The organism is uncultured Algoriphagus sp. (genome assembly GCF_963974365.1).
Lineage (GTDB): Bacteria > Bacteroidota > Bacteroidia > Cytophagales > Cyclobacteriaceae > Algoriphagus.
In genome coordinates, this window is record NZ_CAXBBX010000007.1 from 152812 (window position 1) to 174707 (window position 21896).

Sequence of the window (21896 nt, forward strand, 5' to 3'; positions counted from 1 at the left end):
AAATTAGTTGGTTTAGTGTTCTACCACTATTCTTACAAGTACCATTCCCATGGCGATTTTAGCAAAATAGAGCACTTTTCTCCATTTCGCATGTGTAATGCTTACTCAGTCTGTTGAAAGTATTGCGCTTATAGCAGACTCCTTACTTCACTTCTTCACAAGCTCCCAAATCTCAAATGGATAGTAGTCTAACTCCTCTTCATCATTAGCTACCTTCACAAGAACTCTGTTATTTGGAAGCGTCATTTGAATCAGTCCGGAAGGAATGGTCAACTCTCCAGGTAGCTGAACTCCGTTTTTAAAAAGTATTACTCTTTGAAACTCCGGATCGTTCATCCAAAATATCTTCCCCTCACTTTTCCTCAGTTCATTCGCTGCTTCTGAAATCTCCTTTACATAGATAAGTCCTAATAAATCGGAGTCAAAATTTAGGATTTTTTGGTTTCTCGAAAAAAGAAGTGATTTATTTGAAATACCCAAATTTGCCTCTCTAAGCGGAATATCATCTAAGGCTTTAAAAAATTCATGCTTGACTGGGATCCTTTGAATTACATTCCAGTTGATTGGATTATAAACTGTGATTTCATTATCAATAGAAGTGGTGAAAAACAAATTGCTATTCTGCGCATCAATCCTGAAAATTGGATTAACATTCACTGGAAACACTTCATCTTCTATTCCCTGAAATACTTTTCTACTTGACAATGGGATGGCCGATTGAATGGTTTTACTCGCTGCATCATAGTAGTCAATCATTTTAATTTCTTCGGGGGTTGCATCATTAAACACCGAATTATTAATGTTGGATCCATTTACTATAAATGAAACTTGATCCCCTCTAGTCAATGGAACAAACTTGGACCGTGGCCCAGAATACACGAAAATAGTACTCTTCGGATCAAACTTAACTCTAGTAATCAAATTGAACTCTAAGTCATATTTCAAAAGCTCAATTGAAGTTTGTACCCAGATATTCCCATCAGGAGAAAAACCCATAGTCAGTGCCGATGACCTATAATCTTCCGGCCCCTCTCCCTCACGCTTTTTACTTGCTAATATTTTTCCTTCTGAATCAAAAACAGCAAGTTCAACTCCCATTGACTCCTTATAAACATAGCCAGCATATATATCCCTTTTCGAGTCATAGTCTCTTATTCCGACTTGAGCAAGGCTCTCTACACGGATTTCCCTCACTTTTTTGAAGGTATATTCCTGAGCAGAAAGAGTGGATGATAAAAAAGTGGCACAAAAGAAAAGCGCAGTTTTAATAAGAAAGATTTTCATGGGTTTATGTGATTGAAAATCAATCTAATAAAATAGTTCTAAAAAACAGGGCGTAAACTCAAACTTATTTCTCAACTCCAAATCTATACACGATCTCATGCACGTACTTCTTGCCTGGAGCTAAGTTGGCCGATGGAAAGCTGGGCTTATTAGGACTATCTGGCCATGCTTCTGGCTCCAGACAAAGTGCCCAATGCGGCTGATAAGTCTTTCCGTCAGCTCCAGGAAAATTCCTTACATGATTAGCGGTGTAAAGTTGCACTCCTGGAGCAGTGGAAAATACTGTCATCACTCGCCCACTTCCTGGATGCTTAACTATTGCTATCTTCTTCAGCTCCGCGGAGTTTGCTCTTTTGGTGACATAATTATGATCAAAGCCCTCTCCCAGAGCATCCAATTGCCCCCCTAAGTTTTTTGGTGTTTGAAAATCAAAGGGAGTTCCGGTAACTGATTTAATTTCCCCCGTAGGAATTTGTCCTGGACCTGTTGGTGTAATTGCATCAGCAAAAATCTGCAACTCATGTTCGCGAACATCTCCATTGATTCCGCTGAGATTGAAATAGGAATGATTGGTCAAGTTCACGACAGTTTTCTTATCGGTAGTTGATTCAAAAAGGAGTCTCAATTCATTATTGCTCGTGAGTTCCATCCAAAGTGTAGTTGTTAGATTCCCAGGAAAGCCTTCTTCCCCATCCACACTAGTGTAGACCATTTTAACTCCTACAGCACCGTGCTTTTTGTAGATCTCCGGCTTCCATACTTTAACTCCAAAGCCCTTTGCTCCTCCATGAAGGGTGTTTTGTCCACTATTTTTTGTGAGGTGAAAAGTCTCCCCGTCCAACGTAAACGAAGCAGTTCCTATTCGATTAGCATATCTCCCAACTGCGGCTCCTAGGTATGGTCCATTCTTAGTAAAGTAATCCGGAATGGTTTCCAGTGCCAACACAATATTTTCCTGTAGGCCTTCTTTGTCCGGGGTGATTATTCGTGATATTATCCCACCATAATTTGTCAACTCCACCTGCATTTTCCCATTGTCAAGGGTATATCCAAAAACATTCTTACCATCCCAAGTCCCTACTTTTTCTCCTTTGATAGAAAGGCTTTCTTCTTTAATCACTGTCATTTTGGTTTGAGCTATACAGGCTGAACCTGAAATAACCAATGCTATAAATACTAGTTTGAATTTTAGGTTCATGTTTTATTATTTGAAAAATTTGAAGGTTGGAAAATTCGAAAATTCGTAGGAAAATTTGGGATCGGGGTGAATATAAATTCTATGGAGTCAAAAATCACTCCTCATCTTTTATGATTTTGTTCAATCTTCTCAAGCTGCATTTTGAGTTCTTTTTGGTCATAGACTTTTCCCTTCATCACCACCATAAATGGTTCTTTCAAGGTAGTCAGATCTTTCAATGGATTATTTTTCACCAATACAAAATCAGCTGAGGCTCCAACTTTAATAATTCCCCACTGCCCTTCTTTACCAAAATATTTTGCAGGATTTACTGACCCTGTTTTCAAGATTTCATAGTTTGACATTCCAGCTTCAGACATCAGCTCGATCTCATGATGAATTGAAAAACCAGGAACATTAAAGACCTGCGGTGAATCTGAGGTCATTAAGATAGGGACTCCAGCTTCGTGCAAAATCATGAATAATTCATTCCTGAAATCAAGGTAGGGTTGCACATTTTCTTTAGTTAACACCCCTCTTTCTTCATAGGGTGTCTTTGCATTGATCCAACTTTGGACTTGGGCAGCCGACATATATTTCATTTCAGGAATATTTCTATATTCTTCAGCTGGCTTGTAGCCAAAGTACCGATCAAAAAGTGTTAATGTCGGAGCCATCCAGGCCCCAGTTTTCAAAGTTAAATCCACCAATTCAGGTAGCCTGCTCCTATCCGCTTCTTTCACCAAAAGCATTGTAAATGGACCTGCCACAGCTTGATCCAAAACTTTAGAATAATCAGGAATCAATGCTTCCACATAGCCATCCATGTGCTCAACGGATTTGTAACCATTCTCCAAACTTGCTTTTAGCCCTACTGCCAAAGAAACATGTCCTCCGAAAGGTATTCCAAGCTCCTTTGCAGTTTTAGCTATTGCCAAGAATTCATCCATTTCAAGTCCTGGGTGCAGTTTCAAATGGTCATAGCCAGCAGCTTTCTCATCCCGAACCATTTGCACAGCCTGCTCAGGCGAAGAGACAGATGAACCACTAAAGGATGGTCCTGATAGAAAAAGTCTAGGTCCATCTAACTCACCAGCATCTATTCTAGCTTTTAGTTGTAAATGCGATGCATGGCCTATCATTCCCCTCACTCGTAAAACGCCATTTGCCAAATACAGCCACATGGCTTCTTCCTGCAGTTCCGTATTTCCATTTTGAGAGACAGGTATATGAGAATGAAATTCCGCTAAGCCGGGATAAATATAGAATCCACCTCCGTCTATTACTCGATTTCCCTTAAATTTTGGGGATTGAGACATGGGCATAATTTGGATGATTTTGCCATTCTCCACTTCAATAGACTGATTCAACTGTATCTGATCGTTCTCCATTGATAGGATATGAACATTGTTTATCAGAAAAGACTGTGAAAATCCCTGTGTAAGTGAAATGCAGATCAGGAGGAAAAAAACAAAGAGTGACTTATTCATAAATTGCTATTGATGAGTAAGTTTCAATTTCGTATTAAAAGTAACTTAAAGCAATCCTTGGTATAAATTAAGCATACCAGGAATTAAAGAGCATAACTAACTAGCTACCAAAAAATCACTCGTCTTTGCTCACTGAGACATTCAAATACCTTAAGGCTGTCTCGAGCATTTCTTCCGGAGTTTTACAAATAGACAGCTTTAAACCGTAGTTAGGTTCTTCCCATGTGGCAAATTGAGAATCAAGCATACTAGCTTTCATGTAGTGATTTTTACGTGCAAGCATCCTTCTCCATATTAAATCTCTCTCTCCTTTGAGATGAATCCACTTCACTTTATCATTTACTTTTAACAATTCACGATAGCTCTCTTTCAAGCCTGAACATGCCAAAACGGCTCCACCTGTGTTCTCACTCTTTACCAAAAGATCCGCCAAAGCCTGAAGCCACGGCATTCTATCCTCATCATTAAGCGGAATACCTTGGCTCATTTTTGAAATATTTTCGGCAGGATGGAAATTATCTCCATCAAAAAATGGTAAATCAAGAGCATCAGCAATGCCTGATCCAACTGTAGTTTTACCTGTTCCTGATACTCCTGTGACTATGATTAACATGACGAAAGTTAGTAAAAAAGAAACTCCCTTAGAAATGATCTGAATGTACGCAGATATATGGCCTTGAATTAGATTACAATGAATGGCTAGATTAAAACAAATTTTTAACCCCAAAAACTAACCTATGAAAATATCCATTTGAGGGAGAAACCTAATAAAATCGAAACCGATCAAGTTCAAAAATAAAACTTTTATAAAATTTTTATAAAAGATCGTATTATTAAAAAACATTTTTTAGATTTGTTTACGTTAATTGATGAAGTAAAAATAGTTGGGCTGAAAGATTCTCTGAAAGTTTCACAATAGATATTTCTTCCGAGAATTACCGTAACTAGTTGATTATATAATACTTGTAAAAGTAGCTAACATAAAATCGTCCCTTAATTAAACCTGTCCAAACAGTATGCTAAGTAAGTACCCGCTTTCAGATGTTGAAAAAAGTTTTCTTCAGGAATCTGGTGTAGAGAAGATCAGAACCCTAATTCCTTACCTTCAAGTTGACAATTTTCCAAAATTAGGACTGCTGACAGCATGTCGATTTTTGGAATGGGCTGCAGCGAACCCTGAAGGTGTAATCAGTTTACCTACAGGAAAAACGCCTGAATTTTTTATCAAGTGGACTCAGTTCCTGCTTGAAAACTGGGACAATAAAAAAGGAAAAGATGTCAGAGAAAAATATGGTTTAGGTAATACCAAAAAGCCTGTTTTGAAAGATCTGACTTTTGTGCAAATCGATGAATTTTACCCGATTTCTTCCAAGCAAAATAATAGCTTCTACGATTACGTTAACAAGTTTTATATCCAAGGCTTTGGCTTGTCTAAAGAAAAAGCCATTTTGATCAATTCAGATGAGATTCCTCTGGCAAATGGCTTGCATTTTAGCACTGTCTTCCCTGACTTAAAAGTTGATTTATCACTGAGATTCCGAGATCCTAAAAATGATCTTGAAAAACTACAGCAGCAATCCATCTACATGATCGATCAATGGTGTGGTGAGTACGAGCAAAAAATTAGAGATGCAGGCGGAATAGGTTTCTTCCTAGGCGGAATTGGTCCTGATGGGCACATTGCATTTAACACCAGAGGATCGCATTTATTCTCCGTTACTCGATTAACAGAAACCAACTTTGAAACTCAGGCAGTAGCTGCCGGTGATCTAGGTGGAATTGAAATTTCTTCGAATCGTCTAGTTATCACGATTGGACTAGATACAATTGTATACAATCCAGATGCGGTAGCTATTATAATTGCAGCAGGTGAAGCAAAAGCTGGAATCGTTAAAGATTCGCTGGAAACTCCACTTAATAACGTCTTCCCTGGTACAGTTCTTCAGAAACTGAAAAATGGCAGATTCTATGTTACCAAAGGTGCTGGAGTAAAGCTTACTGACTCGGTAGACGCTTACTATCAAAAAGGCGAGTGGACTTGGGAGAAAACAGAGCGTTCTGTAATTGACCTTTGTAAGAAACTAGGAAAGTATGGTCACAGAATTAAGTTATCCGATCTTAAGGCTGATAAATACACTAAACTCATCCCTGATCTATCTGAAGAGACAGTTAAACAGGTAATGACCAGTATTGAGAAGAAGCTAGCAAAAGGTTTAGAGCAGGAGAGCAATGAAGTATTACTTCATACAGGCCCTCACCACGATGATATTTCACTGGGTATTTTGCCGCATATCACCAATCAGCTCCATGAACCAAGTAACGAGGCGCACTTCTCGGTATTGACTTCAGGTTTCACTGCGGTGACAAATACCTTTGTGATCGATACACTTCAACACACCAAAAAGCTTCTTGATAATGGCCAGATTCAAATGGTTCATTTTGAAGATTTCTTTGAGGTAGGATATAGCCTTAAAACAGATAAGGATGTCTATCACTACCTGACCAATGTCGCTTCTGAGAATGCTGATCAGCGCTTGAGAGGACTTTGTCACAGAGTAGTAAGAGCGTTGGTGATAGTTTATGAAATTAAGAATAAGACTCAGCTACGCGAGACAATCAACGATGTAATCAGCATTCTGAAAAATAGCTATGACGGGGAGAAAAACTCCGCTAAAGTGCAAAAGCTAAAAGGAATGATACGAGAGTTTGAAGAGGAGCTTGTCTGGGCTCACTTCGGAGTACAAGTGAAAAATGTGCATCACCTGAGACTAGGATTCTATACTGGGGATATTTTCACAGAGCAACCAGACAAAGACCGTGACGTAGAGCCGATTGTCGAAATGTTCAGAAAAGTAAATCCTACAAAGATTAGTTTAACGCTTGATCCTGAAGGGTCAGGTCCAGACACCCATTACAAAGTACTTCAAGCAACTGCAGCTGCTGTGAAAAAGTGGGGAGAAGAAAAAGACATCAGCAAACTAAGGATTATTGGCTATAGAAACGTTTGGTTTAAATTTGAGCCGCATGAGGCCAATGTAATCGTTCCAGTATCTCTTGGCGATATGTCTGTAATGGAAGATTCTTTTGCAAACTGCTATTTAAGTCAAGTGAATGCATCCTTCCCAAGTTACTCTCACAACGGTAAATTCAGTACTGTAGCTAAGAGAATCTGGGTAGATCAATTGGACGCAATACAGCTTCTTTTGGGGAAAAACTATTTCTATCAGCATGACCGTGCTAAAGTTAGATCTAGCCATGGATTGATTTTCTTCCGAGATATGAATGTGGAAGAATTTCTAGCTACCGCAAGAGAACTAGAAAAGTCTATTGAAGGAATGCTCTAATATAAAAACCTGAACTACGTCTGCTAGCTAATACTAGTGGACGTAGCTTTTACAACAAACCTATCAACCAAATTAATTGTAGCGAATGGAAAAAGCCATTTTAGGGTTAGACATCGGAGGCACCGGCATCAAAGGTGGTGTGCTAATTAATGGACATTTGGAGGATATACGATCCATTGCTACACCTGCAAAAGAGAGTAAAGAGTTTATACTGGAAACTATCGCAGAATTCATTGAAACCTACCTGCCTTATGACATAATCGGCATTGGAGTAGGTATTCCTGGATTAGTAGATGTACGTGAAGGCATCGTTTTAGGGCTTTCAAATATCCCTGCTTTTCAACATGTTGAACTGAAAAAGTTTCTAACTGATCGTTTTGCTAAGCCAGTATTCATCAATAACGATGCTAATTGCTTTGCGTCTGGAGTACATAAATTCGGCGTTGGACAAAAATTCAATCATCTAGTCGGGCTCACGCTAGGCACCGGCATCGGAGGTGGCATAGTCATCAATGGCCATCTCTACAGCGGAGTGAATTCGGCTGCTGGAGAATGGTGTAGTGCTCCCTATTTAGACCATGACTATGAGCATTATTGTAGTGGTAAGTTTTTTGAAAAACATTACCGTAGCAAGCCAAAAGCGTTAGCCAAACTGGCGCTTGCTGGTGATGAAACTGCTATCAAAGCATTTGATGAATACGGACACCATTTAGGAGAACTGATTAAGCAAATATTATATGCCCTTGCACCTGAAGCGGTTATCTTGGGAGGATCAATCCGAAAAACATATCCCCTTTTCAAAAAATCACTTTTCAAATCATTATCCTCATTCAAATACCCAACTGTCATGGAAAGGTTTGAAATTTTACTTTCAGAAATGGACGAAACCGCAATTCATGGTGCGGTGGCACTTGTTGAATTAGAAAATGAAAACGAAGTGGTAAACAATTAGATATAAATTGGTTTGTAGTTTATTAAAGATGGCTTTTTTTGAAAAGCCATTTTTTTTTATCACCCGTTTATATATTCTGAAATCTCATTTTTAATGGATTTAAAGTGTTTTTTCAAACCTTTAAAGTCGCCTGCTTCCACCAACTTTTTATCAATCAATGAACTCCCCATTCCTACTCCGCATGCCCCAGCCTCAAAGAATGCCTTAATATTTGACTTAGAGATTCCACCTGTAGGTAAAAGCTTGACCTGATCAAGCGGCCCAAGTACATCTTTGATAAACTCTACACCAAGCTTAGTCGCAGGAAAAAGTTTCACAGCCGAAGCTCCCAATGACCAAGCTTTGTATATTTCTGTTGGTGAAAATGCCCCTGGGAAAATTGGGATATTTTCGTCTACAGCATGCTGAATGACAGTCTCATCGATAATAGGTGTTACAATAAACTGCGCTCCTGCATCAATAGCTTCCCGTAGATCTGTTAGATTACAAACCGTTCCAGCTCCGATATTTAGTGATGGAAATTCACTTCTTAAGATAGAAATCATGGATATTGCATCAGCAGTATTCATCGTGACTTCAAGTGTAGTAAGCCCTACTTCTTCGTAGACTTTAGCTATTTTCAGCACCACTTCAAGAGATTGTCCTCTAATGATCCCTACAATTGGCGCCGCTTTAAACCGTTTCCAAAAGAGTGAAGTTGAAGTTTCCATTTGAATTTGATTGGGTTATTTTAATTGATAGCAGATTAAAAACACAAGGTAATGCCTGCTTTGTAAAGTTCAAGGAATATATCTTTAGATCGATTGGAATACGAAAACCTCTTTTGAAATAACTTCAATTAACTCAACGAAAAAACCCGATCCTTTATAAGAATCGGGTTTTACTTGATTTTCCTTATCAACCATGGTTTTTATCGTCACAAACCACAGATTTCTCTATTTCGAAAGCGGCTTTTCCCGCTGCATCTCTACCATATCTACTGGAGGAGGAGTATTATCTCCCAATAAATGCTGCACAAAGTAATCTCCCATTTTCCAGAAGAAATACTCTGTCATATCGCCATAGCCGTGTCTCTGATCTGGCAAAACAACCAACTCAAATCGCTTTCCAGCTTTGATCAAGGCATTTGCCATTCTAGTGGTGTTAGCTGGGTGCACGTTATTATCGGCACTACCATGGGAAAGCATCAAGTGACCTTTTAGGTTCTTGGCAAGATCAGGATTCTTATCTATCTGGTAGATGAAAGTCGTGTCACCTTTTGCATTGATCTGCTCTTTTACTCCATGATGCTTCTCAGACCACCAGCGGTTGTAAACGCTATTGTCATGATTTCCTGCTGAGGAAACAGCTACTTTGAAGAAATCCGGATAAACCAACATCGCAGCTGTGGACATAAATCCTCCACCGGAGTGTCCGTGAATCCCCACTTTAGACTTGTCTATGAAGTCGTATCGATCTGCCAATTGCTCTACCGCAGCTTTTTTATCCGCCAATCCATAATCTCTTAGATCTCCGTACCCATAATTGTGATACCACTTTGAGCGACCTGGGTGACCACCTCTATTTCCTAGGGTAATCACTACAAAACCAAACTGAGCCAATCGATCTGTTCTGTCTAGTCTAGCAGAAAATGCTTTGTCCACAGCCTCCGTTTGCGGACCAGGATAGACATACTCGATGATTGGATACTTACGGGTGGAGTCAAAATCAAATGGCTTATACATTACTCCATATAGATCTGTGATTCCATCATCCGCTTTGAAAGTGAAAGGCTCAGGGAATTGATAACCGGCGGCAAAAAGATTGGATAAATCAACTGTCTCCAAATTCATCACATTATTTCCAGCCTTATCTTTCAAAACTGCAACAGGTGTGGTGTTCACTCTGGAATAATTATCTACAAAAAAAGTAGCTGCATCATTGATTTCGCTGGAATGGTTGAAATCACCTGAGTTCAGCAATGTAATTGCACCTCCATCCAGGCTCACACTATACAAATGCTCGTAGTATGGATCCTCGCCTTTCTCACGACCATTCGCCACAAAGTACAACTTTCTACCTTTCTCATCCACTCTCGCTACCCTGTCTGTATGAAATGCTCCTGAAGTCAATTGACGCTTATAGGTCCCATCATTTCCATAAAGGTAAAAGTGTCCCCAGCCATCACGCTCAGACCACCAGATGATTTCATTTCCTACAATCTCAGGTTTCAAAAAGTCGATGTACGAATTGCTCCGCTCTTCGATCACCACTTCCTTTTGATTGGTCGCAAGATTCCATCTGCAGATATCCACTTTTTTCAGATCTCTTGAAGTCACCGAATAATAAAACTCATCTAAATCTCCAAGCCAGGTAACTGGACGGAAATCATCGTCTCTGGAGCTTTCTAGGGAATTGGAATTATAGACGTTCAATGATTGATCTTTAAATGTGCCAACAGGAAGAGATGACAGCTCTTCAGTGTCAAAAGAATAATGTAGCAAATAGGTGATCGGCTGTTCCTTTTCGCCCGGCATTGCATACTTGTAAGTCTCAAGCGTTGGTCGTGGATTCTTAGTGCTGTGAATCACCCAAAGGTCTTTCACCTTTCGCTGATCAGTTCTAGTCATCACAAATTGCTTGGAATCAGCACTCCAATAGGCACCTGCCCGCTTTCTCTTATCTTTATTCTTTTCTGTCTCTTCGTTGTCCTCTCCTCTTCCGCTTGAGCCATATTCGAAGTTCTCCTCTCCGTCTTCAGTCAATTGATGCTCCACAATGGTGCTGTCTTTCTCATCTTTCACCGCTTTCAGGAAGTTCTCCTTATCCATCCAGTAGAGATTATTTTGCTTCGCAAAAAGAACCTTGGAAGAATCAGGAGCGATGTTTGCCCAGGACATGCGCTCTGGATCTTTTGGAGAATCCGTAATTTCAGTCAACTGCTGATTACCTATGTTGTAATGAAAGACAAAAGTCTTTTTCTCCATGGAGTCTTTGGCGCTTTTGTTCTTTTCTTTGATCTCCGCCCAGTCCTTTTTCAGCACTTCTTCTGTGCCTTTCACTTTGAATTTGATGGTATTCTCATCTTCGAGAAACTTCAAATCATCCAATTTCAAATGCTGACCATCTACCGGATCTTTAGTGATTTTCATAATCTCCATCGCCAGTTTATCGGTATCAAAAAGTTGACTCTTAGTTTTTCTCACCGGATCTACGATGTACCAGTTTTTGCCATTGCTGGTCTCGAATTCATACCAAAACCGGTCTGACTTCTTCAACCAATGCGGGTCAACTCGGGTGGAGAAAACCAATCTTTTCATTTTCTCCGGAGAGAATCTTGCTGCCAATTCATAATTACCTGAATAAACCTGCTCCTGAGAGTAGCTAATCTGAAAAAGTAAAATGAATGCAAATGCGAGTAAAGTGTGCTTCATAGTTGTTCTATTTGGGAAAACGAATCTAAATCAAAGTTTCCCGAGTACTAGAACCATTAATATAAAATTCATTGGCACTTTCAATCAACTTCTGGATTATTTGACCCTTCATCCCAAATTATCACTGTCAGAACAGGCTTTTTCATATGTTTTTAACACTGGGATGATATTGGAAGCCAAAGTCACTATAATCTTACTATTTTTTTAATAATCCACTGACGCTGAGTTCAATTGGAGGTTATACCTTTCAACCAAAACCAATAGAGTGAAAACCCAATTCAAAACAATCGTCGTCTCTGACGTACATCTGGGCACTAAAGGTTCGAAAGCCAAGGAAATCGCCCGATTCCTAAAGCAGTATAACTGCGAAAACCTCATTCTCAATGGGGACATTATCGACGGCTGGCAACTCAAAAAGTCAGGTTCCTGGAAGAGGAAGCACACCCGCTTCTTTAACCGGATTCTGAAAATGATCGAGAACCATAACACCAAGGTCTACTACTTACGTGGAAATCACGATGATTTCTTGGATCAGATTCTTCCTTTTCAAATGGGAAATCTATCCATCCAGAAAGACATGATCTACGAAAGTCAGGGCAAAAAGTACTTCATCACCCACGGCGATGTATTTGACAGCATTACAACAAACTTACGTTGGATCGCCTATTTGGGAGATATAGGATATACGTTCCTGCTTTGGCTAAATAGCGTGGTCAATCACTACCGTATCAAGCGTGGACTCCCCTATTTTTCTCTTTCTCAATATGTGAAAGGAAAAGTAAAATCAGCCGTTTCCTACATCGACCAATACGAGGAAGAATTGGCTAAAATGGCTAAGGCAAAAGGTTGTGACGGAATTATCTGCGGGCATATCCATAAGCCGGAAAACCGGGTAATCGACGGAATAGCCTACATGAATTCCGGAGATTGGGTAGAGACGATGAGTGCATTGGCAGAAGACCATGAAGGAAACTGGCAGTTGATCTACTACAATGAAATCAACTTCAAGGAAGCTACAGATGACAGCCTGAATCAATTCTTCATTGGTAGACCTGAACCAACTTCGATTCCATTTAAGGAGGTTTCATTTGAAGCACCAAAGGATGATCTAGAACCACCAGCATTTACTTCCTTCCAATGAAGTTCTTATTCATAGTCCAAGGTGAAGGCAGAGGTCATATGACTCAAGCCATCGCTTTTTCCAAAATGCTCAAAAAACAAGGGCATGAATTAACTGGAGTAATTGTAGGAAAAAGTAAGCGGAGAGCTATTCCAGAGTTTTTCATAAGAGAAATTTCTGCTCCGATTCATTTGGTAGAAAGTCCGAATTTTGCCTGCGACAAAGCTGAAAAGAAGATTTTGATTGGGAAGACAATCCGGCAAAATCTTGCTAAAGCTTCTACTTTTTGGCGAAGCCTAAAGGAAATTCATGAGGTAGTTCAAAGCGAGCAACCTGATATCATCCTGAATTTTTATGATTTATTGGGAGGTCTATACAATGGGATTTTTAGACCAGAAACACAATATTGGGTGATTGGGCACCAGTATTTGATTTATCATCCTGAATTCCAATTTGCGCCGGCTGCTGGTTTGAACAAGTTCTTCTTCAAGTTCAACACACGCATGACTGCTTTGGGAGCTACCGAAAAATTAGCGCTTTCCTTCTATGAGTTGGAATCTACAAATGAAATCACTGTAGTTCCGCCACTGCTCCGGGAAGATGTGAAAAAGCTGACTGCAACTCCAGGAGACTTTTTCCTGACCTACATGGTCAATTCTGGCTATGGAGCGGAAGTTATTGCTTTCGCGAAAGCAAATCCACACCTAACTATCCGTGCCTATTGGGATAAGAAAGATGCTGCTGAAACTGAGCAACCATTACCTAATCTCAGCTTTCACCGTGTTCATGACCAGAATTTCCTGAGAGATATGGCCACTTGCAAAGGACTTGTGAGTACCGCTGGATTTGAATCGATTTGCGAAGCCATGTATCTTGGAAAGCCAGTGATGGTGATTCCAGTAAAAGGGCAATATGAGCAGGCTTGCAATGCCCTAGACACACTAAAGTCAGGCGCAGGAATAGCCTCTGACGACTTTGACTTTTCCAAACTTGAGCAGTCCATTCAAACAGGATCAGGATCAATGAATTCTTTCCATACGTGGGAAAGCACTTGGCCAAATACCTTCCGAAAAATTCTCCCAGAAACAAAAATGACTGAACCAGATTTTATCCTGACTCAGTCATTTTCATGATTTATTAACATGGTTATAGGGAATGATGCCAAAAACCAATAGTTCTTTGCTCACCGGGCCAGAAGACCGATGAGATGACCGAAGCGGCCTAAATTTCAGTGTTAGTCAAAGCTTATAATGCTTTTGCTTCGTTACTGGTAAAAAAGCGGATATACATAGTTGTTATTTCAAACTAGCAATTGTTCAAAGCTCTTTGCTCTGGGGTGAACTCAGATACTGCTTTGAATACATTCTTTCCATTTTCCTCTACGCGGTAATAAGGGAAGTTGACCATTTTGACTTGTCTTCTCTCAGTAGCACCCATATTCAGGAATATAACTTGAAGCTCATTGTACATTAGAAACAAATTATTTCGCTCCTCCATGGATAAGGAAGCATCACTTCTGCCTTTATTACGCATCAATTCATATTGGTAAGAGACCTTTTTGTAGGACTCTAAAAGTTCTGCAGGAGTAGGTGGAGGAGGTGGTGGCCCCACTAAACTAAGCTCTTCAGCAGTTAGATCCTTTCCCTTTTTGTAATAAATTTCGCCTTTGGATGTCAATTTAATGTAAGGAACATAAGGAACCACTGCTCCCCTGACCTTTGGCTTGTCATGGAATGCAACCTGGAAGTACATACTTCTGAGTTCAGTATACATTTCGGTTAACTTCTCTTGCTCAGCTTTGCTTCTGTTTACAAAGTGCGGAGCTTGCTTTCGAAGCTTTTCGTAGGCTGCATAGGCATCTATGTATGATTCAAGATCATTCTTTATCTGAGCTGCTTTTACTGCTGGAGGCCATTTGTCTGCAGTTTCTTCTTTCTTATCTGCCACAGGATCCTTTTCTTTTTTTACCCAAGGCTTGCCAAAGTTTATTCTTTTGTCTTTTGGATAAATGTAAAATTTATCATCCTTATCCAGCGGGTTTCCTTTCCCGGATTTTTCTCCAAAAGCATTTTCATAAGCTTCCTCACTATACATATGAACCTGATGTTCCTGTGGGAAACGCTCAGAACGAGCATTTAGATGGACAAAACTGTTAAAGAAAAAAACGACATCTGAAATACTCATATTCTCTAATTGAGAATTTGAAATAACCTTACCATCCAGCCATAGCGCAAAATCTTTCGGATTTTTCCAAGCTTCAAAATCACTACTACTTGGTTTTTTTTTGGCAGGTGCTTTTGTAGGAGGCATCAAATGTATTTTTTCAGATTCAGATAGCTCATCATAAGATTTGGCTATTAATTCTCCAGCTTCATTCTCCACAAAAAATGAAGCATTCTTGTAATACTTTTCTTTCTCTTCAATTTGTTCGGCTGAAAACTTAGGTAATCGATCTTGGGTCACATCCTGATACTTATATTCTTCACCACCATTACTTTCTTGATCTTCAGCACCATAATAATAAATTCTGCGGATATCCAGATCTCTTAACATCGCCTGAAATTCACTCAATTCACCCATCGAAACTTCAGGATAAGTAATCAAATTAATAGTCAGGTTATTTTTAACTGGTTTTGTTTTTTCTATTAGGTCCTTTACTTCCTCAATAGTATATACTTCATCTTTTGATTTATAAACCCCATTTGGTTTCAAATCTAATGTTAGGTCAAAATCAACTTCTTCATCATTTGATGCATTTACGTAAACCACACCTATAATTTCGCTATCCACTTGAGCCGTCACTCTCTCAGAGAAAAAGTAAACTAACGCTCCCAAAATAGGAACCAAAGCAATCACCTTGATCCAGGTACTAGAATTCTTTGATTTTCTCTTCATCATTTCAAATCGTTTTTTGGTTAATGAAAAATTCAAACTGCTGGCCAAGCCATATCTCTGCTCGGAAAGCATCATAGCGAGGAGTTGACTTTCGTACTTTTCTATAGGAGTGCTACGCAAAGCTATTTGGTCCGCTATAAATTCATGATTGAGCTTGATGCTTGCTTTCGCCCAGTGTAATCCAGGGTGAAACCAAAGCGGCACAAGCAATGCCTCAATAAAAAGGTTATCCCAGCTGTGCTTTTCAGCCACATGCGTACATTCATGAGTAAATACAGCATCAGTGAATTTCCCATTTTCCAGATCGGACTCTGCCACAAAAATGTACTTGAGAAAGGAAAAAGGAAGGGAATCTTCTTTCAGTAAAACTAAGGTCTGACTACGGTAATTGATCTTAATATTTCGTTGAATCTTATTCACCAGAACCTTAATATTTCTCCCAAATCTATACAAGAAAACAAGGGAAATCAGGCCATAAATCCCAAATAGAAGGTATTCCCAATTAAATTGAGATTCAGGAACTGCCGCAAATCCCTGCTCCTGATGGAATCCTTCGCTTGCTGCTTCAAAGTAAACAGGCTCAGAATTCACTTCGATTGGAGAGGCTACTTCTTCTGCAGGAACTTCAATCGTATAAAGCGGAATCAGAAAGGATGCAACTACCGAAAACAGTAGAAAGAATCGGTTGAACCTATGTAAAACTTCACGCTGTAAAAGTACTCTGTGAACTAAAAGTAACACAAGTAAGCAGGCTATGGATTTGAGTAAGTAAACTATCATTTCTTCTGATTTAGCTGGTCTTCGATTATACGCTTAAGTCCTAACAACTCCTCTTCGGAGAGCTCTGTCTTTTTAGTGAAAAAAGACGCAAACTGTGCTGGCGAATCATTAAAGAAGTTTTTGATCAAGCCTTTCAAGTGCTTTGAAAAATAACTTTCTTTTGAAACCAATGGAAAATATTCCCGCAACTTTCCATTTGCTTCATATCCTACAAATTCCTTGTCTTGCATACGCTTCAAAAGCGTAGAAATGGTGGTAGAAGCAGGCTTAGGTTCTGGATATGAATCCATTAAATCTTTCATAAAAGCTCGTTTCAGCCTCCACAAATGATTCATTAGTTCTTCTTCAGCTCGGGATAGTTTCATTACCTTTGAATTAAATTACATCTACAAATGTAGAGTAAAAAATTTCATCTACAAGTGTAGAATAAAATTTTAACGTTAATTTCTGTGAATTACCGTTCTGAAGGCTTTCAATGAGTTATTTGATTGCCAAGAAAAAATAGTTACAATTGGAAACATCTGGTTTTCAGAATTTTCAACAATTGAACAAAAAGTAAGTTTGATTACCAAATCAAAAAAATAACACCACAATTCTAAACAGATTCCGGTTTATCAAGCTATAATTAATAGAAATTGATAATTTCGGAGAATGCCCAAGAGAGATTATACATGTCAGCTGAAAATATACGATTACAAGAAGATAGAAACTTTACCAAACATTGGAAAAAATGGGGGCCATACCTCACTGAAAGGCAATGGGGAACAGTAAGGGAAGATTATAGCCCCGATGGTTCTGCTTGGGAAAATGTAACGCACGATGAAGCCAGAAGTAAGGCTTATCGTTGGGGAGAAGAAGGTATTGGAGGAATCTCTGATAACAAACAAAAATTTTGTCTGGCCTGGGCCTTTTGGAATGGTAAAGATCCTTTTCTAAAAGAACGACTATTTGGACTAACAGGAAATCAAGGAAACCATGGCGAGGATGTCAAAGAGATCTATTATTACTTAGATTCTACGCCTACACATAGCTACATGAAGATGCTTTATAAGTATCCTCAAACTGAGTTTCCTTACCAGCACCTTTTGGAGGAAAATAACAAGCGGAGCAAATTAGATCCAGAATATGAGTTGATTGACACTGGGATATTTGATGAGGATAAATACTTTGACATCTTCATCGAGTATGCAAAGCAGGACATAGAGGACATTATTGCAGTAGCAACAATACATAACCGAGGTCCTGAGGAAGCCAAAATATGGGTGATGCCTACCCTATGGTTTCGCAAGACCTGGTTCACCGGGCATGAGCCTTTTATGCCAAAACTCACCAAAACAGGTGATAACACCATCAAAGCTTACAATCCAAAGTCAGGTAACTATTCTATCACATTTGATGGGAATCCAGATCTGAAGTTTTGCGATAATGAGACCAACCGCGAGCGGATTTATAACATTGGGAATGAGAAGAAATTCCTTAAAGATGCGATCAACGATTATGTGGTTCAAGGTGATTCCAGACATCTAAATCCAGCCAATAAAGGCACAAAAGCAGCGGCCATCTACGAGATCACTATTCCAGCTGGAGAAAGTAGACAAGTAAAACTTCGTCTACAGCATCAGGACGTAGAAAACCCACTAGAAATTTGTGACCAATGCCTTGAGCAAAGGAAAAGCGAAGCAGATGCATTCTATGCAAACCTACAAGAACGTGTAACTGATGATGATCTGGTAAATATTCAGCGTCAAGCCTACGCAGGAATGATGTGGTCAAAGCAGTTTTATTATTACGATGTAGAACGATGGCTGGAAGGAGACCCGGGGAGATTTGTGCCGCCTGTGGTGCGGAAGAAAGGCCGAAATAGTAACTGGCGCCACCTTCAGAATTATGATATTATTTCCATGCCTGATAAGTGGGAATACCCTTGGTATGCTGCTTGGGATCTTGCATTTCACTGTATTCCTATCGCGCGGATAGATCCGGAATTTGCGAAAGATCAGCTTCTTCTGCTACTCAATGAGTGGTATATGCATCCAAATGGGCAGATTCCAGCCTATGAGTGGAACTTCTCTGATGTGAATCCTCCTGTGCATGCTTATGCGGTACAACGGGTTTACCAAATTGATAAAAAAGCAAACAACGGAGTTGGTGACCATGAGTTCCTAGAGCGAGCACTACACAAACTGATGCTCAACTTCACCTGGTGGGTGAATCAGAAAGATAGTGATGGCAAAAACATCTTTGAAGGTGGTTTCCTAGGTCTTGATAACATTTCAGTATTTGATAGAAGTCATGCTCAGAAATATCACGGCAAGCTAGAACAAGCCGACGCTACTTCCTGGATGGCGATGTTCTCATTGAACTTGCTCCGTATTTCCCTTGATCTCTGTGAATTCAACACAGTATATCAATTCACCGCCACCAAATTCCTGGAGCACTTTCTCTATATCGCCGGAGCGATGAGCAATATTTCCGAGGAGCACATTTCCCTTTGGGACGATGAGGACAATTTCTTCTATGACGTATTTCACATTCCTGGCAAAGAGCCTAGAAAAATGAAAGTGCGTTCGATTGTAGGCTTAATCCCGCTTTTTGCGGTGGAGCCAATTCGCGAAGATCTTTTTGCAAAGCTTCCAGAGTTTAAAAAACGACTGGATTTTTTCCTCCGGGAAAAGCCCAAGTTGGCATCTCTAGTTTCTAGCTGGATTCAACCAGGCTATGATAAGCGCAGATTATTCTCACTGTTGAGAGGTCATAGAATGAAGAGTGTCCTGCAAAAAATGTTGGATTCCAATGAATTTCTAAGTGAATATGGTATCCGTTCACTTTCTAAATACCATGAGAAAAACCCTTATTCCATGAGAATTGGAGGAGAAACACTCACGGTGAAATACACTCCAGGTGAATCTGATACGGTGATGTTTGGCGGCAATTCCAATTGGAGAGGTCCAATTTGGTTTCCAATCAACTTCCTGCTAATAGAATCCCTTAAGAAATTTGATTTCTACTATGGTGGTGATTTCTCAATAGAATACCCAACTGGATCCGGTAAATATATGACCATGGACATCATAGCAAAGGAGCTTTCCCTTCGTTGTATGAAAATCTTCATGAAGGATGAGAATGGTATTCGCCCAGTATTCGGAGCAAGTAATAAAAAATATCAGGAAGACCCTCATTTCAAGGATTACATACTCTTTTATGAGTACTTCCACGGAGATAGCGGGGCAGGCTTAGGAGCATCTCACCAGACAGGATGGACCGGTTTGGTAGCCGAGATGATTCACAAGTTTTACAAAATCAGAGAAGACAAAGATCATGATTCTAAAACCCTTTTTAGAAGCTAATCGAATAGAAGCAGGATGTGATGAAGTCGGTCGGGGTTGCCTCGCCGGGCCTGTGGTAGCAGCGGCAGTAATTTTGCCTGCTGACTATGCAAATCCCTGGATCAATGACTCTAAAAAACTTGGCAAAAACCAACGGGAAGACTTGATCCAGGAGATTAAAGATAAAGCTTTGGCTTGGAAGATCGCCGAAGCAAGCGTAGCTGAAATTGACAAAATCAATATTCTTAATGCTTCTTTTCTAGCAATGACTAGAGCTGTGCAAGGGCTACCATTACTTCCCGAACATCTACTTATTGATGGTAATCGTTGGAAATCAAATTTGACCATTCCACACACTTGCGTCATCAAAGGCGATGGTAAATATGCCAGCATCGCTGCAGCTTCGATCTTGGCTAAAGTACATCGCGACAAGTTCATGGAAAAATTAGCCGAAGAATTTCCTAATTACGCGTGGGAAAGGAATGCAGGCTATCCCACTAAAGCCCATAGATCTGGAATCGAGGAATTTGGAGACTGCATCTGGCATAGGAAAAGTTTTAAGTTGTTAAAAGATCAGATAGTCTTAGAATTTTAACTTTTTGATCCTTTTTTTTTAAACAAACTAAAAATGAACTGGATATTACTAATTATCGGTGGCCTATTTGAAGTTGGCTTTGCTTCCTGCCTAGGTAAAGCAAAGTATGCCACAGGAATGGCAGTATATGGCTGGTATGCCGGCTTTATCGTCTGCCTTACGATCAGCATGCTTCTGCTGATCAAAGCAACGCAGACACTACCTATTGGTACAGCATACGCCGTTTGGACTGGAATCGGCGCAGTTGGCACTGTGCTAGTTGGGATTTTTGTATTTAAGGAATCAGCAGAATTCTGGAGAATCTTCTTCCTTATCACGCTCATCGGATCCATTATAGGATTGAAATTCGTTTCAGCTCACTGAATTTTACTAAGCTGGATTTGTACCGACAGTATCAAGACTTTCATCAATTTCTTTACTTTTCATAATTTCTTTGGCACCTCCGGCAGTGAGAATCTCCGACAAATCCATCCCAGATAACATATCACAGGTTCCAGTACCCATACCCATGACAGTTCGCATGGCATCCTGAGTACTTACATCCAAAAAAGTAATAAGCTCCTTTGGCACATGGTAAATATTGCCATTAGTCGGATTAGGGGCTGTAGGGACAAAAATCGTATAAAGTGTATCGTTGATTTGATCTGTGATAAAACCCGTCATCATTGTACCCGATCTAAATGGATCCAAGAGCACTACCTCGGAAAAAGGAAGTTTTTTCAAACCCACAAATTGGTAGACAGTTTGGTGAATTAGATTGTAAAGTGGGATTTTGGTTAGGTACTTTTTCTCAAAACTTTTGAAATAAACTTTCCCAACCTTATTGCGGACTAGAAGTCCAATTAAGAAAATAAATACACAAAAAATTGCCAAAGAAAGTACATTGATAAACCAATGAGGCTCCTCTGAACCCGGATCTAACGCAGCACTAAGCGGTGCAACAATCCCAAAAATAAAGTTGAAAACAATAGAGATTAAAATCAGGATTATTGTCAATGGAAGCAGAATAAGAAATCCTTGCAATAAACTGTCTAATATGATCCCACGTTGGGATTTTTTAACTACTGCGGGTGCTGCGGGATCTGAGGTCATGGTTTTTGAAGAATTATTTCAAAAATCGCACAAACCCTACTAGAGAATTTGCGCGAAAGTTGGTTGATTGGTTTTTGGTCTAAGATGACTTAACTAATTAAGTTCTTCTTACCAGATGCATGATCAAGGAGATCACCAGCAAGACTAAGAAAATGTAGAAGATGATTTGGGCTATTGAAGCTGCACCAGCGGCTATTCCTCCAAATCCTAAAACGGCTGCAATCAAAGCGATTACTAAGAAAATTAATATCCAGCGTAACATAGTTTTTATTGGTTAATGGTTCAAACAAAAAAGCTTCAAAACCATACCAAGTGCCTTAATCAGCCCTAAACGCTACTTTACTGATTATGAAGCATATTGAAGTCGAATAGCCTGGGGAATTAAAGCCCCAAAACCAGAAATTATTGTGAATAAAAATCTTAGACCC

General features: G+C 39.7%; 17 protein-coding genes. 7 read left to right on the top strand and 10 right to left on the bottom strand.

The features are described 5' to 3' along the window. Positions 1-147: 147 nt before the first annotated feature. The 4 genes from AACZ87_RS11170 to AACZ87_RS11185 form a co-directional block, all read right to left on the bottom strand. Positions 148-1284 carry a hypothetical protein gene (locus AACZ87_RS11170; protein ID WP_339867189.1) on the bottom strand — a complete coding sequence of 379 codons (1137 nt, stop codon included), beginning with the start codon at positions 1282-1284 and terminating at the stop codon, positions 148-150. A 64-nt stretch (positions 1285-1348) separates the two neighbouring features. Next, a complete protein-coding gene (locus tag AACZ87_RS11175; RefSeq protein WP_339867190.1) occupies positions 1349-2482 on the bottom strand; it encodes an aldose epimerase family protein in 1134 nt (377 codons plus the stop codon). A 101-nt stretch (positions 2483-2583) separates the two neighbouring features. Next, on the bottom strand, positions 2584-3951 hold the full coding sequence (locus tag AACZ87_RS11180; protein WP_339867191.1) for an amidohydrolase family protein: 1368 nt from the start codon (positions 3949-3951) through the stop codon (positions 2584-2586). A gap of 115 nt (positions 3952-4066) precedes the next feature. Further along, entirely contained in the window at positions 4067-4564 is a 498-nt protein-coding gene (locus tag AACZ87_RS11185) for a gluconokinase (protein ID WP_339867193.1), read from the bottom strand. Between the two features lie 403 nt (positions 4565-4967). On the opposite strand from AACZ87_RS11185, the gene AACZ87_RS11190 reads away from it, so the two are divergent. Next, positions 4968-7295, top strand: a complete 2328-nt coding sequence (locus AACZ87_RS11190; protein WP_339867194.1) for a glucosamine-6-phosphate isomerase — start codon at positions 4968-4970, stop codon at positions 7293-7295. 85 nt (positions 7296-7380) lie between these two features. Beyond that, complete coding sequence (locus tag AACZ87_RS11195; protein ID WP_339867196.1) at positions 7381-8247, top strand: ROK family protein; 867 nt, start codon at positions 7381-7383, stop codon at positions 8245-8247. A 59-nt stretch (positions 8248-8306) separates the two neighbouring features. Here the strand turns inward: AACZ87_RS11195 and AACZ87_RS11200 are convergent, their stop codons facing one another. After that, on the bottom strand, positions 8307-8957 hold the full coding sequence (locus AACZ87_RS11200; RefSeq protein WP_339867198.1) for a bifunctional 4-hydroxy-2-oxoglutarate aldolase/2-dehydro-3-deoxy-phosphogluconate aldolase: 651 nt from the start codon (positions 8955-8957) through the stop codon (positions 8307-8309). 225 nt (positions 8958-9182) lie between these two features. Further along, positions 9183-11660, bottom strand: coding sequence for a DPP IV N-terminal domain-containing protein (locus AACZ87_RS11205; RefSeq protein WP_339867199.1), 2478 nt, complete (start codon positions 11658-11660; stop codon positions 9183-9185). 265 nt (positions 11661-11925) lie between these two features. On the opposite strand from AACZ87_RS11205, the gene AACZ87_RS11210 reads away from it, so the two are divergent. Then, positions 11926-12801 (top strand): UDP-2,3-diacylglucosamine diphosphatase, encoded by an 876-nt coding sequence (locus AACZ87_RS11210; RefSeq protein ID WP_339867200.1) that lies wholly within the window; start codon positions 11926-11928, stop codon positions 12799-12801. Beyond that, positions 12798-13913 carry a glycosyltransferase family protein gene (locus AACZ87_RS11215; protein ID WP_339867202.1) on the top strand — a complete coding sequence of 372 codons (1116 nt, stop codon included), beginning with the start codon at positions 12798-12800 and terminating at the stop codon, positions 13911-13913. The genes AACZ87_RS11210 and AACZ87_RS11215 overlap by 4 nt, the downstream gene beginning before the upstream one ends. A 172-nt stretch (positions 13914-14085) precedes the next feature. Here the strand turns inward: AACZ87_RS11215 and AACZ87_RS11220 are convergent, their stop codons facing one another. Next, the gene (locus AACZ87_RS11220; protein WP_339867204.1) at positions 14086-16455 is read right to left on the bottom strand and encodes a M56 family metallopeptidase; all 2370 of its coding nucleotides are present in this window, start codon (positions 16453-16455) and stop codon (positions 14086-14088) included. Continuing rightward, positions 16452-16820 carry a BlaI/MecI/CopY family transcriptional regulator gene (locus tag AACZ87_RS11225; RefSeq protein WP_339867206.1) on the bottom strand — a complete coding sequence of 123 codons (369 nt, stop codon included), beginning with the start codon at positions 16818-16820 and terminating at the stop codon, positions 16452-16454. Before AACZ87_RS11225 ends, AACZ87_RS11220 begins: the two co-directional genes overlap by 4 nt. Positions 16821-17126: 306 nt before the next feature. On the opposite strand from AACZ87_RS11225, the gene AACZ87_RS11230 reads away from it, so the two are divergent. Genes AACZ87_RS11230 through AACZ87_RS11240 form a run of 3 tightly spaced genes read left to right on the top strand, consistent with a single transcriptional unit; the run spans position 17127 to position 20739 of the window. Continuing rightward, positions 17127-19802 carry a glucosidase gene (locus tag AACZ87_RS11230; RefSeq protein WP_339867208.1) on the top strand — a complete coding sequence of 892 codons (2676 nt, stop codon included), beginning with the start codon at positions 17127-17129 and terminating at the stop codon, positions 19800-19802. Beyond that, positions 19774-20376, top strand: coding sequence for a ribonuclease HII (locus AACZ87_RS11235; protein ID WP_339867209.1), 603 nt, complete (start codon positions 19774-19776; stop codon positions 20374-20376). The genes AACZ87_RS11230 and AACZ87_RS11235 overlap by 29 nt, the downstream gene beginning before the upstream one ends. Positions 20377-20409: 33 nt before the next feature. Then, positions 20410-20739 carry a multidrug efflux SMR transporter gene (locus tag AACZ87_RS11240; RefSeq protein WP_339867210.1) on the top strand — a complete coding sequence of 110 codons (330 nt, stop codon included), beginning with the start codon at positions 20410-20412 and terminating at the stop codon, positions 20737-20739. A 6-nt stretch (positions 20740-20745) separates the two neighbouring features. Here AACZ87_RS11240 and AACZ87_RS11245 read toward each other — a convergent pair whose 3' ends face one another. Together AACZ87_RS11245 and AACZ87_RS11250 are read right to left on the bottom strand one after the other, a co-directional pair. Further along, positions 20746-21468, bottom strand: a complete 723-nt coding sequence (locus AACZ87_RS11245; RefSeq protein WP_339867211.1) for a DUF502 domain-containing protein — start codon at positions 21466-21468, stop codon at positions 20746-20748. A gap of 97 nt (positions 21469-21565) precedes the next feature. Beyond that, complete coding sequence (locus AACZ87_RS11250) at positions 21566-21730, bottom strand: DUF1328 family protein (RefSeq protein ID WP_339867212.1); 165 nt, start codon at positions 21728-21730, stop codon at positions 21566-21568. Positions 21731-21896 lie beyond the last annotated feature (166 nt).

What these genes read in the sequence shown, in the direction of transcription:
- AACZ87_RS11170 (WP_339867189.1), bottom strand. Translation starts at nt 1,284, where the DNA reads ATGAAAATCTTTCTTATTAAAACTGCGCTTTTCTTTTGTGCCACTTTT.
- AACZ87_RS11175 (WP_339867190.1), bottom strand. Translation starts at nt 2,482, where the DNA reads ATGAACCTAAAATTCAAACTAGTATTTATAGCATTGGTTATTTCAGGT.
- AACZ87_RS11180 (WP_339867191.1), bottom strand. Translation starts at nt 3,951, where the DNA reads ATGAATAAGTCACTCTTTGTTTTTTTCCTCCTGATCTGCATTTCACTT.
- AACZ87_RS11185 (WP_339867193.1), bottom strand. Translation starts at nt 4,564, where the DNA reads ATGTTAATCATAGTCACAGGAGTATCAGGAACAGGTAAAACTACAGTT.
- AACZ87_RS11190 (WP_339867194.1), top strand. Translation starts at nt 4,968, where the DNA reads ATGCTAAGTAAGTACCCGCTTTCAGATGTTGAAAAAAGTTTTCTTCAG.
- AACZ87_RS11195 (WP_339867196.1), top strand. Translation starts at nt 7,381, where the DNA reads ATGGAAAAAGCCATTTTAGGGTTAGACATCGGAGGCACCGGCATCAAA.
- AACZ87_RS11200 (WP_339867198.1), bottom strand. Translation starts at nt 8,957, where the DNA reads ATGGAAACTTCAACTTCACTCTTTTGGAAACGGTTTAAAGCGGCGCCA.
- AACZ87_RS11205 (WP_339867199.1), bottom strand. Translation starts at nt 11,660, where the DNA reads ATGAAGCACACTTTACTCGCATTTGCATTCATTTTACTTTTTCAGATT.
- AACZ87_RS11215 (WP_339867202.1), top strand. Translation starts at nt 12,798, where the DNA reads ATGAAGTTCTTATTCATAGTCCAAGGTGAAGGCAGAGGTCATATGACT.
- AACZ87_RS11220 (WP_339867204.1), bottom strand. Translation starts at nt 16,455, where the DNA reads ATGATAGTTTACTTACTCAAATCCATAGCCTGCTTACTTGTGTTACTT.
- AACZ87_RS11225 (WP_339867206.1), bottom strand. Translation starts at nt 16,820, where the DNA reads ATGAAACTATCCCGAGCTGAAGAAGAACTAATGAATCATTTGTGGAGG.
- AACZ87_RS11230 (WP_339867208.1), top strand. Translation starts at nt 17,127, where the DNA reads ATGTCAGCTGAAAATATACGATTACAAGAAGATAGAAACTTTACCAAA.
- AACZ87_RS11235 (WP_339867209.1), top strand. Translation starts at nt 19,774, where the DNA reads ATGATTCTAAAACCCTTTTTAGAAGCTAATCGAATAGAAGCAGGATGT.
- AACZ87_RS11240 (WP_339867210.1), top strand. Translation starts at nt 20,410, where the DNA reads ATGAACTGGATATTACTAATTATCGGTGGCCTATTTGAAGTTGGCTTT.
- AACZ87_RS11245 (WP_339867211.1), bottom strand. Translation starts at nt 21,468, where the DNA reads ATGACCTCAGATCCCGCAGCACCCGCAGTAGTTAAAAAATCCCAACGT.
- AACZ87_RS11250 (WP_339867212.1), bottom strand. Translation starts at nt 21,730, where the DNA reads ATGTTACGCTGGATATTAATTTTCTTAGTAATCGCTTTGATTGCAGCC.